The following is a 14,465-nucleotide window of genomic DNA, read 5'->3' as shown; positions in this document are numbered from 1 at the left end:
TGGTACGGGTAGGACAATGAATGTCAAACGAACGCATCACAGTCAGTCAGCTTGAAGAGTATTGGGATGCCGTGAGCGCTGCGAAAGAAGGCGATAGCTTTCAACGCATACCTCTAAATCGGCTGCCTCCCTGGGAGAAAATTTGCTCAGAGCTTCGATGGCATCACTATCTCCTGTCTGCGGGCTACTTTAGTGGAGAGTTTCACGACTTTCGTGGTGTTTATCGCCTAATAGGCCTTGCCGCGCCTGGGAAGCTCAACGAGCCGGCTTTACTGAACCGAGTTTGCAAACAAGACCTGTCAGGGACGCTCTACATCGGCTGCGCCGGCAGGCTGCACGAACGTTTAAACCAGATGCGAGTGCGGCGTCCTACCCACGACGCTATAATTTCACTCCGCCGTATTCCGACTTTGGACTTTCCACAAGAGAAGCTTGCTGTGGCGTTGCTTTATACCGGGCGAGCGTTTCGGACCGTTGAAACAATGTTAATTGAAGCGTACATGGGCACGTTTGGTGATACTCCTCCGCTCAATTATCGAACCTGATATTTAAAGTCCGAAATATCGATGTAGAAACTCAAGAGGCAGGTCAAGGACCACCAGCCTTAACAACTTCTGCTCGCGAGAGATGAACCCCGATTATATGCAGAGTAAATTGGACGTCGCCGGATTAGCGTCGACTCGCACTCGTCCGCCAAGAGCGAAAGCTTCCTGGCTTAGAATGCGACCTTAAAGGCGTTTCTTCCTTGCTCTCTTTTTACGGACAAGTGCTTTCGGGGCAGATTTGCCGTTCGCGGTCTTTTTCGTCATTTTTGAGGTAGCCTTAGGGGCGCGAAGCGGAGGTCTTGAGGCGATTTTCGCCGCCTTGTCGCGCTTGACCGGCACGAAATCGTCGCCCGCGTCCTTCGCCTGAGCGGCCATGATCAGGGCGATCTCTTCTGGGGTCTCTCCGGCCAAGAAAGCTCTTAGCTGGTTCGTGCTGGGCCGACGGTATTCGGTATGATCCCCACGTTCGAAAGAACCCTTTTCGCGCCAAAGCAGCGTTGAATAGAGGCGCTCACCGCCCCAACCTTCGCGGTTACGGCTTCCGGCATGCACGCTCTTCATTCCGCCGATGGCCCACACGGCGGCCATTCCTTCGCGTTTAAGATAGGCGTCAAAGGCTTCGGCATCGACCAACGCGGCGCTCGGCCCTTCTTCTTCCACGGAAGGGTCGAAGAATCGAACCGTCCCAGAGGTGTCTTCATAGGAAAGCTTGCGTCCATTCGAAAGGTGCAAGTCCAGACCCTTGATCAGTTCCGGGCTCGGCAAGTCGAGTGAGAAAGACTCTTCGATCGAGTAATCGTAACCGCCCGTCTCCACTCTGTACGAAGCCATAACGGGCTTTGCTGTAGGCGGTAGCGTAAATAGCGACGACCGTTCGGCCTCCTCAAAAAGCGGGTGCCAGGGATACTCGCCGACGAATGATGTCCACGGAAGAGAGAAATACGGAAGATCATGCTCGTCCGTGACAAGCTTCCCCAATAGCAATTTGATAAGCTTGTCGCGGTCCTCGGCTTTGACGATCACGCATTGCAACCGAAACCAAGCCGTGCGTTCGAGTACGCGGTCGCCGTCATTCACAGCCCATTGGTGCCAGGCCACGACTTCATTCAAAACAGTCCATTTCCGGCCCGTCTTTGGATCGGCGACATCAATCAATTGTTCGTCTCTTAAGAAATCGTCTGGGCCGTTGAGCCAGCGCAACCGCGAGGCGGGGCTAATGGAGCGCAGTGTCAGGTCGAGCGGCATCCACCAGCGCGGTTCCCATTGCCGCCATGAATCGTCTTTCGTTGAAGAGGCCAGTAACGATGGATCGATGTCACGCAGCCCGATTTGCCAGGGACCGTTGTAGGTCCTCGGATCGTCACCGTATCCGTTGATGAACATCTGATTATCGGCGATGCGTGCCAGAAGCTCGTAGAGTGCGATCCACTGGTACTTTTTGCCGATTCGCTCAATGCTGTGATTGGTCCGGCTATGGTCGGATCGCAAATTGCGCTCGAAATCGCCAAAACGCTCAGGCGTCCATCCGAGTTCGTGGGCGTGCTTGCACACCCATCGCCGTGCATGCTGCGTATCAAAGCGCGGCGGCCACCATCCGCCCTCGCGGCTCGCGCCAAACAGGTAGGGGCGCGCTTGTTGGTCGTAGTCCGCCCACAGCTCTTCACCGACCAGGGAGCGCAGGCGGTCCTCAATCTTGTCCCGCTTTTCTTCGGCGGCGCGCAACTCGGGGGATCGCGTGTCTTCTTCTTTCTCCTGAGGGTCATCGTCAGGCGAGACAAAGACTACGCGCAGGCGGGCAAAAGGATCGCTCGGCTCCAGTGTCTTCAATTCGATTGCGGTATCCATCAACGCCGCAAGAGAGGCCGCGGCTTCATCGCCAACCGAAAGGCATTTATCGCTCCACCGCTTGAAAAGGTCCTCCTTCGTAAAGCCGGCCAGAGAAATCGGGAAGGCGCTCCAGTCATCCACGGCACGGTCGATGATGTAGCGAGCGAAATCGCCATCATTGACCGTTGAGCTGACGATCTCGTCGCTAAAGACGCCCTTTCCATAGTCCTGCTTGTAAGTTTCGATTAGCGCTTCGGGGACCTCTTCGATAGGCCATGGGCTCTTATAGGGTGGCCGTGCTTTCGCAAGATCTATCTCGGGCGGAAGCACACCCTTTTGAGCGGCAAGCTCGACAATCCCGCGTGCGTAATCGCGGATCAGGAGATGCTGCACCGGAGGGTCAACGGCGAAGATGGCCTCGAAAGCAGCGGACGCCAGCGTCGCTAAACCGTCCGTTGTCAGGCCTTGCAAGGCTGCCCCGTAGGCACCGGCAAGTACACGTTCCAGCACATACAGATCATTCACACCGGCAAACCGGTTCACCAGCGTTGCGGCAAGATGTAGGCGAACGGAAAGCAAGGAGGCGAGGGCCTTCGTCGCCCGGTCGCGTACGGAACGCACTGTGGTCGTAAAGGCCCAGCTAAGGCATATGGCGGCTAACTCCGCCCGGCCTTCCTCGATGTTGCCCAACCCGTTCTGAAGAGCCCAAGACGTGAGCGTTCCAAGTGCGCTGCTTTCGTCGCTCTGACGATCGATGAGATACGTGGTCCACGCTTTGTCACGATCCGGCATCGAAAGCTTCCAGAGCCTGCCATGGAGGTAATGGGCGTTGAATTGATTGTCTGGCTCCGTGGCGATGGCGATTAGGGTGTTGAGAACCTCGTTCTCGCCGGAGACGCGGGAGGCATCCGTCAACAAATCAAGAGTGCGCTGCGTGAAATGTTTCTGATTGCGCCAGAGAACACTCGTGAGCAGAGCCTCGTGCAGAAGGTAGGTAGCTCTCTTGGTGGCTCCAACGGCATCCTGTAACTCGACCCCCGACAGTTCGGGAACAAGCGCGCTCATCGCTTCGATGACGCCCGCGCGCGCGTAGGCCTTGTCGTCCTCAATATAAGCGCGGAGTTGTGTCCCGGCGGAGAACGACGCGGCGGGATCGGCTTTGTCGAAATGCCGCTCAAGCAGGCGGCTGGCGATGCGGTAGTCGCTGAACCGCTCGAAGGTGAACCGCACTTGCTCGACGAGCGTGCCGTCATCGTCCTGTACGGGCTCTACGGTTATAACGGCCTCGCTTTCTAGCTGGCGGAGCAAGCTGCGTTCTTCGAGGCCACTTGAAGGGAGTATTGCCTCCATCGCGGCGATAGCGGTTACCAGCTCCGTGTAGCCTCGTTCGCCTGCTTCAAACGCTTCGGCCAGGGCAGCCAAGGCGCGTCTGACAATCTTTTGCGAAGGATCGAGCTTCATCCGGTGCTGGATCGACCGTGCCACCGCGTCGCTGTAAAACTCGAAGATCGAGACGATGCCGCGCAAGCTTCGTGGAATCTCCTTCTGCCCCGACAGGATGACAAAATCGCAGCATGTCTTGAGGAATAGAGGGTTGTTGAACTCGGGGACGAAGCTTGGAGCGGACATGCGGATGATGCCGCGAACGTCGAGGTAATAGTTGGCGGCCGCCGCGTTGCCCGCAAAGCCCGTATGTTCAATGCGGTGAAGCTTCTTCAGCTCGCTATTTGCATCCACAATGTGCGGAAGGTAGGTCGTCCGGCACGACACGACGATGCCGACATGCGGAAATGGCCCGATCGATTTGAGAAAAGGAGCGAGCCGCGTGGACCAGAGGTCGATGCCGTGGCGCTCGTTGATCGCGTCGATAAATACCACGGCGCGGCACCCGGCGGCCTGACCAGCCGCATCAAGTGCTGCCAAAAGGCGGTCCGTCGAAATGCCTTGAAGGCCCAATTGCTCAATAATCTGGGTCCAAGGATCGGCGTCGCGCAAGGTGCCGCCAAGAACAAGAAGTGCTGGCCTGCCGCGCTCGACTTGGTGACTCGTGGCATCCGCCAAAAGATGCGATTTTCCCACACCCGCATCGCCGTAAAGAAGCAGCTCCCTTGTGTTGGCTATCGCCCAGTTCTCACCCGACAGCTCATCGAGAAAGTCATGTAGCTTGCTGTAAAGCTGGCGTGCATAATATTCGGCGGATCGAACGGCATCGCTTTCCTTGTCCTGCGCTTTGTATTTCCATATAGCGGAAGAGGCGGTCGAGGCGGACCGGAGAAGTGCGGCTCCTCGCGATACCAGATCATCAACCGGGATAGTTGTGCCCGGGTCTGGGGAGCACCGCGCCAACAGTGCCAGCAATGCATCGGCCTTCGTATCAAGGTCCGCAGCGACAGCATCTAGGTCCGTATCCTTAAGCCTGCGAAAGGCGTCAATGGTGTCCGTGGCGTGCTCGTCAATCTTTCCGTTCCATCCTTCGAGAAAATTGTTCAGGAACGGATCGCGGCAGAAGGCGAGGACGCTCTTGCGGATGGGGAGTTCGACATTGGTCTCGGGGGTATAGCGTTCGCCTAAGCCTGCTCTGGCGACTTCGAACCTTTGCCTAAACCAGCCCTGCGTCAGCACAGCCTCATCGAACCAGAAGGTGATGCGCCCTTCGTAGCGCGCATCGCGGCGGCTCAGCCGTTCGGTCAAGCCTGCCGCATCCCACAGTTCAATGTTCAGTGTTCGCTTGTATTTCTTGCGAGCCTCGGCTTTCCAATGAGTAACCCATTCCCGCCACCGATCCCATTCGGTCTTGTGCTTCTTCGAACGCCTCGCGTCCTTCAAATTGAACGGAAGGCAAACGACGAATTTCGTGAGGGCCGGGTGCTTCGAGAGCGCCTGCTGAATTGATTCGTCGAGTTGCTGGACCTGTGAACTCTGAAACGAGAAGAAAAATTTCGCTTGCCAACCTGTCTCCGTCCCGCTGCGGTCTTTGACGAAGCACTCGATACCCGCATCGGCCCCTGTGCCTTTACGGAAGAATTCGGCTCCTGTCGCTCGGGGCTCTAGGAACGCGAGCTGCGTACAAAGCTCTTCGAACCCACGATCTTGAGAACCGCGGTGCGCCCGAATTTTGGAAAAGTCGATGTCAGGACCTAGCATGGGAACACGTTGCAAAAGGATCGGATGTAATTCAACCTTGAAGTTTGGACGCATCCCGCTTCGCTAGACCGGGTGTAGGCGCAAAGCAGCCGAGCCTGAAGTCTCAGCCCAAGGTTAGGCCTCCATCGTGCAGAAAGCAGGCTTGTAGGCGCTGTCCGTCAAGGTGTTAGACGTGCGCCGTTTCACGTTGGCCTTAACGGATTGTCCCCACTCATTGGCGCGGGCCTCGTCCGGTTTGATTTGCAACCGAGACCGAAAGAGCGGTCAGGTACCGGGTTGGCGGAATACGACGATGGAATCAAAGCGCGTCGAAAACGGCTTGGTGAGCTGTGAGGCAAGGGCGGCGTGGCATCGGTCAAAGAGGTCACGCAACGTCGGGTGCTGTGAGCCATAGTCGAGCAGCGCATCCGCATTGGGCGCGGTGACGAAGCTGTTCTGAAAGAGCGCGACAGGATAGCGGCCAGCCCACACCGAGAGCTTCGCCAGCGCCTCAGCAATTGGAATCTCTTGCGCGTGGAGTGTAAAGCCCGCGGCCTTGGCTAGCTTCACCAGATCATGCGTCTGTAATTTGGGGTTCAGCTTGCCCCCGGAAACGAGGGTAGGGTCGTTTGAAACCATGATGCCCTTGAGCAAGTTTTCAAGGGCATAGGCGTAAAGGAGTTGCGCCGCCGGGTAGTTCGGCGTTCGCGCCTTTATCTCGACGATACCCGCGTCCTTTCCCTCGCTGTAGGCCATCGCGACCGCCTCCTTGGTCGCCACGTCGTGGGCTCGGAGGTAGGCAAGCTCATAGGGCTGTTCATGCGTGAAGATGGCCTCAGCGCCATCCCGCAGCCTTTCGGCGCTCATCAGCCACGCCGAGGGACTTTGGGCGGCCTTGAAGGTGCCTTCCGCAAATTGTTTGAGGTCGCTCATGGGGCCTTCGATAGTCGACGAGTTACGCGTGAGTGGTGCAATAGAGTTAGTTTGGGCGTTCAGAGAGATTAAAAGCCGATTTTGTCGATCCAGCGCTTGAGCGCGGGCACAGGAAAACCCAGGCCATAGCCCTCGGCTACCGTCTTCTCCTCGTGTCCCAACAGGGCCCAACGGTAGTCTATCGGGCATCCTGCGGCCCTTAATCTGTCCTGAGCCCGATGACGAAGAGAGTGAATTACCTTCCGAGGGTCGGTGATCCCGATGTCATCTAAGAATCGGTTCAAGCGCTTTGACGCTGACCTTGCAGTACCTTGGAATTGTTGACCATCGATCTGACGCGGAAGGAATGGGAGAACCGCGGCAGGGAGCGGTACGCGGCGATGCGATTGCGGTGTTTTTCTTCCGATAATGACATAACGGCACCCTCTTTCCATCAGTTCGCTCTCGATTTCAAATGCTTCCGACAGCCGAGCCCCCGTGGTTGCCAGAAAGCGTAGCAACAGTTGATCGCGGCGATCCAGTTGCTCCATGCCGGCCCTGACCAACTTCATGTCAGCTTCGCTGAGAGGGAGGCGTCTTTCGCTGTCCGTGCGTTTCGGAACGATCGCTGAAAATGGGTTGAATGATAGCTTTGTCTCTCCGATCGCTAGATTGATCGCGGCATTCAACCAGCCAACTTTTTTCTGAATTGTCGCGCTTTTTAATCCGTTGTCCTCAAAGTATTGGACGATCTTCCGTCCATCCTCCCTCGTGGCCTCCCGAAGGGGTTTGCCATTTGTGAGCTCCTTATAGAGGGACCAAACAGCACGAGCCTCCCGCTCGTTATAGCCGGTCACGTTTGCATGTTTTAGATACGTATCGATGATCGAATCATCGGAATTCCTCACGCCCCGGCGGCGCAGTTGCTCACGCCGCACTGCGGCCTTCTGTTCCAGCAACGGCGGAACGGGTATGAAGTGATCGCCGTTAGGAGCTCTCTTCGTGATCACTCCTTGAGGATCAAGATAGATCAGCTCTCGATCGGTCGCGATGATGCGCTCGCCGGCGGGACCGACGTGCTGACGTCCCGGTTCGAACCGATGCTTCCAGACGATCCGAAAGTCCTTGTGCCCATGCAGTAGGTGCATCTTGTGTTCTTGGATGTAGGGGAGGGCAAGTATCTCGGCTTGGGCACGGTCAGGTGTGCCGAGAGATTTCTCAATTCGTTTGCGCCCGATCTTCTGGCCGAGATCGCCCGGATACTGGAGCTTAAGATGCCAATTTTGAGAGCCCTTCCGCAAAAATAGGTAGTCCACTTTCCTGGTCATGAAGGGCCTTCCGGGAGCAAGTTAGCGGCAGTTGCTAGCGGCGCATCTTAGCGGCATCTCTAGCGGCATAAAAAAACTAATAGATATAATGGTTTATGGCCAGTTAGGACCGCTGGCGTCCCGTCCCCTAGGGAGCGCCACGCCCGTCTCTCCTTTGATCTGCCAAGTCTCGCGTTTCGACGGCGTCAGCCGGGGCGTTGCTGCGCGTGAAGGGCGGGGGAGGCAGATTCCTCAGCTTCCGTATTTCCCTGCGCAGGTCAGAACTGATCTTTGGCGGCCGTGCCGGCGCGCCCGAGTACGACGAGTGCGATCAAGGTGCATACAGCGCCGGACAACAGATAGGCGCCTGCCGATATCAGGCCGAAATTACCGGCGAGGACGAGTGCCGCCAACGGCGCGAAGCCTGCGCCGAACAGCCATGCGAGATCGGCTGTCAGGGACGACGCCGTGTAGCGATACGCATTGGCGAACTGCGCCGCGGCCGCCCCTGACGATTGCCCGAAGGACAGTCCGAGCAGCACGAAGCCCAGGATCATGTAGGTCGCTTCGCCCGCAACCCCGCGGTCAAGCAGTTGAGGTGCGAAGCCGCTGTACGCGGCAATCGCGATGGCAGAGCCGAGCAGCAATTTGTGCCGGCCGATGCGATCGGAAATGACGCCCGAGGCCACGATGGCGCCGACGCCGAATACGGCGCCGATGGCCTCGATGATCAGAAACCGCGCCGGGCCCTCTTTGGTGAACAAAAAGATCCAGGACAGCGGAAACACCGTCACCATGTGGAACAGCGCGAAACTCGCAAGCGGCGCGAAGGCGCCGACCAGGATGTCGCGGCCCTCGTGACGAATGGTCTCGACAATCGGCGATGGTTCGAGATCCTGGCTTTCGAAGAGATAAGCGTATTCGGGCGTCGCCACCATGCGCAGGCGCGCAAACAGGGCGACCACATTGATGGCGAAAGCCACGAAGAACGGATAGCGCCAGCCCCAGCTGAAGAAGTCGTCGGCCGACAGACGCCCGGCAAAGAACCCAAACAACACACTCGCGACAATCAGACCGAGCGGCGCGCCAAGTTGCGGAAGCATCGCATACCAGCCGCGCTTGTCCGGCGGGGCATTGATCGCAAGCAGGGATGCCAGGCCGTCCCACGCGCCCCCCCACGCCACGCCCTGAGCAACGCGCGCCAACGCCAACAGCCAGATGGCCGCGGCGCCGATCGTGTCGTAACCGGGCAGGAAGGCGATGGCGACCGTCGAGGTGCCGAGCAGAAACAGCGCCAGCGTCAGCTTGACCGCTCTGCCATGCCGCCGATCGATGGCCGTGAAAATCACGGTGCCAAACGGTCGCGCAATGAACGCCAGCGCGAAAACGCCGAACGAATACAGCGTTCCTGTCAACGGATCGGCATGCGGGAACACAAGACGCGGAAAGACGATGACGGAAGCGATCGCATAGACGAAGAAGTCGAAAAATTCCGAGGTCCGACCGATCACCACGCCGACCGCAATGTCAGTTGGGGTCGCCCCGGTATGGCGTGCGTGTAGTTGCCTCGCGTCCCGTTCCGCGGCCGTTACCGTCTGTGCCATCGCCTTAGACTTTCGGATTACCTGCGCGCTGAAACGCGCTTCCAAGGGCGTATTCAGCGATTTTGCTGCGATGCGGCATTGGACAAATTGTCCAATGTGCCTCGTGCTGCACCGCAGCTACGGCATGCGCTACCGCAAGAAGGCGCGCAGGTCATGGTGCGAAATCTCAAATCGTTGGTCGTGTTACCGCTCGCCGCTTTTTTAAGCGGCTGCAACTTCGTGGTGCTCAGGCCGGCCGGCGACGTCGCCAGCCAGCAGGCTGACCTTGTTACGATTTCGACCATCCTGATGCTCCTCATCATCGTGCCGGTGATGGCGCTGACCATCTTCTTCGCGTGGCGCTATCGCCATTCAAATGCCGCCGCCGACTACGATCCGGACTGGGATCACTCGACGCAACTCGAACTCGTGATCTGGGCCGCGCCGCTCCTCATCATCATCTGCCTCGGCGCGCTGACCTGGATGGGGACGCACCTGCTCGATCCCTATCGCAGCCTTGATCGGGTGTCGTCCAACCAACCCGTCCCGGCGAAGACGGCGCCATTGGTGGTGAATGTCGTCGCGCTCGATTGGAAATGGCTGTTCATCTATCCCGAATACGGCATCGCGACGGTGAACGATCTGGCCGCGCCGGTCGACCGGCCAATCAGTTTCCGCATCACGTCCGCGACGGTGATGAACTCGTTCTACATTCCGGCTTTGGCCGGACAGATTTACGCGATGGCCGGCATGGAGACCAAGCTCCACGCCGTGATCAACGAGCCCGGTACATTCGAGGGCTTCTCAGCGAATTACAGCGGTGCCGGCTTCTCCGGCATGCGCTTCACCTTCCACGGACTCGACAAACGCGGCTTCGACGCGTGGGTCGCCAAGGCCAAGTCCGGCGGCGGGGACCTCTCGCGCGAGGCCTATATGCAGCTCGAGCGGCCGAGCGAGAACGTCCCGGCGCGCAGCTTCGCCAAGGTTGATCCCGATCTCTACCGAGCCATCCTCAATATGTGCGTCGAGCCGGGCAAGATGTGCATGAGCGAAATGATGGCGATCGACGCCAAGGGCGGCCTCGGAATGGCCGGCATCAACAACACCATGCCGCTGACCTACGACAAACAGGCGCGCCGCGGCACCGTGTTCGGTCCCGGCCCAGCTTACGTCGCCGGCATTTGCGACATTGCCGAGTTAGGGGGCGAAGGTCCGCAGGACGCAAAGCCCCGGCTACCGAGCGGGCCGGTGGTCGGCGCAGGCTTGCCCAAACCCGACCTTGCTCGGGTCAGCCTGCCGCCGCTCGAACGCGCAACCTATCTCATCCCCCGACTTGAAAAGAACTCCTGAGCAGAACATGTTCGATCACATCGATCTGGTGAAGGCCGTGTTTGGCCGTCTGACCCTCGAATCGCTGCCGCTGCACGAGCCGATCGTCGTCGTCACTTTCATCGTCGTCGCGCTCGGCGGCGCCGCACTCCTCGGTGTGCTGACCTATTTCCGCCTCTGGGGTTATCTCTGGAAGGAGTGGTTCACCACGGTGGACCATAAGCGCATCGGCATCATGTACATGGTGCTCGGCATTATTATGCTTCTGCGCGGCTTCTCCGACGCGATCATGATGCGCCTGCAGCAGGCCATCGCATTCAACGGTTCGGAAGGTTATCTGACGGCACACCACTACGATCAGGTGTTCACCGCCCACGGCGTCATCATGATCTTCTTCGTGGCGATGCCGATGGTGACGGGCCTGATGAACTATGTCGTGCCGCTGCAGATTGGCGCGCGCGACGTGTCATTCCCGTTCCTCAACAATTTCAGCTTCTGGATGACCGTCGGCGGCGCGGTGCTGGTGATGATGTCACTGTTCGTTGGCGAATTCGCCCGGACCGGGTGGCTTGCCTATCCGCCGCTTTCGAACATCGGCTACAGCCCGGATGTCGGTGTCGATTATTACATATGGGCGCTGCAGGTCGCCGGTGTCGGCACGACATTGTCCGGCATCAACCTGATCTGCACGATCGTGAAGATGCGCGCCCCCGGCATGACGATGATGAAGATGCCGGTGTTTACCTGGACCGCGCTGTGCACCAACGTGCTGATCGTCGCGTCGTTTCCGGTGCTGACGGCAGTGCTCGCGCTGCTGTCGCTCGATCGCTATGTCGGCACCAACTTCTTCACCAACGACTTCGGCGGCAATCCGATGATGTACGTCAACCTCATCTGGATCTGGGGCCACCCGGAGGTCTACATCCTCATCCTGCCGGCCTTCGGCATCTTCTCCGAAGTAACCTCGACGTTCTCGGGCAAGAAGCTGTTCGGCTATACGTCGATGGTCTACGCCACCGTCGTCATCACCATTCTGTCCTATCTCGTCTGGCTGCACCATTTCTTCACGATGGGTTCGGGCGCGAGCGTCAATTCATTCTTCGGCATCACGACGATGATCATTTCGATTCCGACGGGCGCCAAGATCTTCAATTGGCTGTTCACGATGTATCGCGGCCGCATCCGCTTCGACCTGCCGATGATGTGGACGCTGGCGTTCATGCTCACTTTCGTCATCGGCGGCATGACCGGCGTGCTGCTCGCGGTGCCGCCAGCCGATTTCGTGCTGCACAATTCGCTGTTCCTGGTGGCGCACTTCCACAACGTCATCATCGGCGGCGTGCTGTTCGGCATGTTCGCCGGTATCGCCTACTGGTTCCCCAAGGCCTTCGGCTTCAAGCTCGATCCGTTCTGGGGCAAGCTATCGTTCTGGTTCTGGGTCGTCGGCTTCTACTTCGCCTTCATGCCACTCTACGCGCTCGGCCTGATGGGCGTGACGCGGCGGCTGCGCGTGTTCGACGATCCGTCGCTGCAGATTTGGTTCATCATTGCCGCCTTCGGCGCCTTCCTGATCCTGCTCGGCATCGGCTCTTTCCTCGTGCAGATCTACGTCAGCATCCGTAACCGCGAGGCGCTGCGCGACGTGACCGGCGATCCCTGGCAGGGCCGGACGCTGGAGTGGGCGACGTCGTCGCCGCCGCCTGACTACAACTTCGCCTTCACGCCGGTGGTGCACGAGCTCGATGCCTGGCACGACATGAAACGGCGCGGCTATGAACGGCCGCTTGGCGGCTTCAAGCCGATCCACATGCCGAGCAACACCGGCACCGGGATCATCCTCGCCGGCCTCGCCACCGCGATGGGCTTCGGGCTGATCTGGTACATGTGGTGGCTGGCGGCGGCGAGCTTCGTCGCCATACTCGCGGTCGCCATCGGCCACACCTTCAACTATCACCGCGACTTCGACATTCCGGCCGACCACGTGGCGGGCGTCGAGGCGGCGCGCAGCCGCGCCCTGGCGGCGCCGGGAGCCCATGCATGACCGCCCCCGTCGCGACGCCGCTGGCCGCCGAGCCGGTATTTTACCTGGCCGACGAACATGCCCATGCCGAGGGGCACAGCACCATGCTCGGCTTCTGGATCTACCTGATGAGCGATTGCCTCATCTTCGCGATCCTGTTCGCCACTTTCGGCGTGCTCGGCGGCAACTATGCCGCCGGGCCGGCGCCGAAGGATCTGTTCGATCTGTCGCTGGTCGCCGTGAACACCGGCATGCTGCTGATGTCGTCGATTACCTACGGCTTCGGTATGCTGCAGATGCAGCAGGGAAAGGTGTTCGGCACGCAGTTCTGGCTGCTCGTCACCGCCGTGTTCGGCATGTGCTTCATCGGCATCGAACTCTACGAGTTCTCGCACATGATCCACGAAGGCGCGACGCCGCAGCGCAGTGCCTTCCTGTCGTCGTTCTTCACACTGGTCGGCACGCACGGCCTGCACGTCACCTTCGGCCTGGTCTGGCTGTTCACGCTCGTGGTGCAGATCGGCATCAAGGGTCTGACCTCCGCCAACCGCCGCCGTGTGATGTGCCTGAGCATGTTCTGGCACTTCCTCGACGTCGTCTGGATCGGCGTTTTCACCTTCGTTTATCTTCTGGGGATGCTGCGATGAGCGCGAATCCGCACACGGCGCACCATGACGAGCACGGTGGCGTCCACATTTCGTTGCGCGGTTATCTGACCGGTTTCGTCCTGTCGGTGATCCTGACCGCCATTCCCTTCTGGCTGGTGATGAGCGGCGTCATCGGCAACAAGACCGCGACGGCGATCGTGGTCATGATTTTCGCCGGCGTTCAGATCGTCGTGCACATGATCTACTTCCTGCACATGACCTCTAGCGCCGAAGAGGGCTGGAGCATGCTGGCGCTGATTTTCACGCTGGTCGTTCTTGGCATCGCGCTGAGCGGTTCGCTCTGGGTCATGTACCACCTCAACGTCAACATGATGCCGGTGCACGACATGAGGCAGTTGCCGTGAACCGAAGGTTGATCGTGTGGTCGGGGCTGTCGCTCGCGGGCATTGCGGTCTTTCTGTCGCTCGGCATATGGCAGGTTGAGCGGCGCGCCTGGAAGCTGGACCTCATCGATAAAGTCGACCGTCGCATCCACGCGGCGCCGGGGGCGATCCCGGCGCCGCAACAATGGCCGTCGGTTAATGCTCAGGACGACGCCTACCGGCATGTTCGCGTGCGTGGCCGGTTCATCGCCCACAAAGACACTTTCGTGAAGGCCGTCACCGCCCTCGGTGGCGGTTTTTGGGTGCTGACGCCGCTGCGAACCACAGGCGGCGCTATCGTTCTCGTCAATCGCGGCTTCGTTCCCGCCGATCGCCGTGGCGGCATCGGCCTGCCGGCGGGAAACGTCGACGTGACGGGGTTGCTGCGCGTGACGGAACCGGGCGGCGCCTTCCTGCGCTCGAACGATCCGGCGGCTGACCGCTGGTTCTCCCGGGACGTGCGGGCCATCGCCTCAGCCCGCGATCTGACCGACGTCGCGCCGTTTTTCATCGACGCAGACGCTAGCGCGGTTGGCGGACCGGCCGGCGGTCTCACGGTCGTGTCGTTTCCGAATAACCACCTGATCTACGCCCTAACCTGGTTTGGGCTGGCGGCCATGCTGGCGGGCTGGACGTGCTACCTCGCAAAACAAGAGTGGCGATCTCGAAAACACCGCCTAAATGGCTGTGGTAGACCTCTCCTTATTGCGGACTTGTCAGGCCGTCTGCCTTGAGCGCGGTGCCTTGGATGCTCGATCGGACATCAAGCGGAACGTCGGATGCCGTCCC

The 14,465-nt window shown here is 59.3% G+C and carries 10 protein-coding genes; 6 read left to right on the top strand and 4 right to left on the bottom strand.

Features of this window, described 5'->3' with window-relative positions; all coding sequences use genetic code 11:
• Window positions 1–20: 20 nt before the first annotated feature.
• On the top strand, window positions 21–545 hold the full coding sequence (locus ASD45_RS23555; protein WP_156380868.1) for a hypothetical protein: 525 nt from the start codon (window positions 21–23) through the stop codon (window positions 543–545).
• Between the two features lie 183 nt (window positions 546–728).
• Here the strand turns inward: ASD45_RS23555 and ASD45_RS14970 are convergent, their stop codons facing one another.
• The 4 genes from ASD45_RS14970 to ASD45_RS14955 all read right to left on the bottom strand — a co-directional run bounded on the left by ASD45_RS14970 (window position 729) and on the right by ASD45_RS14955 (window position 9,318).
• Entirely contained in the window at window positions 729–5,570 is a 4,842-nt protein-coding gene (locus ASD45_RS14970) for a hypothetical protein (protein WP_156380867.1), read from the bottom strand.
• 210 nt (window positions 5,571–5,780) lie between these two features.
• Window positions 5,781–6,428 (bottom strand): hypothetical protein, encoded by a 648-nt coding sequence (locus ASD45_RS14965; RefSeq protein WP_056912211.1) that lies wholly within the window; start codon window positions 6,426–6,428, stop codon window positions 5,781–5,783.
• Between the two features lie 68 nt (window positions 6,429–6,496).
• Entirely contained in the window at window positions 6,497–7,735 is a 1,239-nt protein-coding gene (locus ASD45_RS14960) for a tyrosine-type recombinase/integrase (RefSeq protein ID WP_056912210.1), read from the bottom strand.
• A gap of 257 nt (window positions 7,736–7,992) precedes the next feature.
• Window positions 7,993–9,318, bottom strand: coding sequence for an MFS transporter (locus ASD45_RS14955; RefSeq protein WP_056912209.1), 1,326 nt, complete (start codon window positions 9,316–9,318; stop codon window positions 7,993–7,995).
• 156 nt (window positions 9,319–9,474) lie between these two features.
• Between ASD45_RS14955 and cyoA the strand changes: the two genes are divergently transcribed.
• From cyoA to ASD45_RS14930, 5 genes are read left to right on the top strand one after another with little or no spacing between them, the layout of a single operon-like run.
• Window positions 9,475–10,647, top strand: a complete 1,173-nt coding sequence (gene cyoA, locus ASD45_RS14950) for a ubiquinol oxidase subunit II (protein WP_156380954.1) — start codon at window positions 9,475–9,477, stop codon at window positions 10,645–10,647.
• 7 nt (window positions 10,648–10,654) lie between these two features.
• Window positions 10,655–12,667 carry a cytochrome o ubiquinol oxidase subunit I gene (gene cyoB, locus ASD45_RS14945; protein ID WP_056912207.1) on the top strand — a complete coding sequence of 671 codons (2,013 nt, stop codon included), beginning with the start codon at window positions 10,655–10,657 and terminating at the stop codon, window positions 12,665–12,667.
• Entirely contained in the window at window positions 12,664–13,293 is a 630-nt protein-coding gene (cyoC, locus tag ASD45_RS14940) for a cytochrome o ubiquinol oxidase subunit III (protein ID WP_056912206.1), read from the top strand. The genes cyoB and cyoC overlap by 4 nt, the downstream gene beginning before the upstream one ends.
• Window positions 13,290–13,658 (top strand): cytochrome o ubiquinol oxidase subunit IV, encoded by a 369-nt coding sequence (gene cyoD / locus ASD45_RS14935; protein ID WP_056912205.1) that lies wholly within the window; start codon window positions 13,290–13,292, stop codon window positions 13,656–13,658. The genes cyoC and cyoD overlap by 4 nt, the downstream gene beginning before the upstream one ends.
• 8 nt (window positions 13,659–13,666) lie before the next feature.
• On the top strand, window positions 13,667–14,410 hold the full coding sequence (locus ASD45_RS14930) for an SURF1 family protein (RefSeq protein WP_244485381.1): 744 nt from the start codon (window positions 13,667–13,669) through the stop codon (window positions 14,408–14,410).
• The last annotated feature ends 55 nt before the right edge of the window (window positions 14,411–14,465 follow it).

This window comes from Pseudolabrys sp. Root1462 (assembly GCF_001426945.1).
Classification (GTDB): domain Bacteria; phylum Pseudomonadota; class Alphaproteobacteria; order Rhizobiales; family Xanthobacteraceae; genus Pseudolabrys.
Note: the sequence above shows the minus strand (reverse complement) of the source record. Positions and strands in the feature narration are given on the sequence as shown.

Excerpts from the sequence above, each read along its gene's own strand:
- cyoD (WP_056912205.1), top strand. The coding sequence starts at position 13,290 with ATGAGCGCGAATCCGCACACGGCGCACCATGACGAGCACGGTGGCGTC.
- ASD45_RS14970 (WP_156380867.1), bottom strand. The coding sequence starts at position 5,570 with ATGCGTCCAAACTTCAAGGTTGAATTACATCCGATCCTTTTGCAACGT.
- ASD45_RS23555 (WP_156380868.1), top strand. The coding sequence starts at position 21 with ATGTCAAACGAACGCATCACAGTCAGTCAGCTTGAAGAGTATTGGGAT.
- ASD45_RS14965 (WP_056912211.1), bottom strand. The coding sequence starts at position 6,428 with ATGAGCGACCTCAAACAATTTGCGGAAGGCACCTTCAAGGCCGCCCAA.
- cyoC (WP_056912206.1), top strand. The coding sequence starts at position 12,664 with ATGACCGCCCCCGTCGCGACGCCGCTGGCCGCCGAGCCGGTATTTTAC.
- ASD45_RS14955 (WP_056912209.1), bottom strand. The coding sequence starts at position 9,318 with ATGGCACAGACGGTAACGGCCGCGGAACGGGACGCGAGGCAACTACAC.
- cyoB (WP_056912207.1), top strand. The coding sequence starts at position 10,655 with ATGTTCGATCACATCGATCTGGTGAAGGCCGTGTTTGGCCGTCTGACC.
- ASD45_RS14960 (WP_056912210.1), bottom strand. The coding sequence starts at position 7,735 with ATGACCAGGAAAGTGGACTACCTATTTTTGCGGAAGGGCTCTCAAAAT.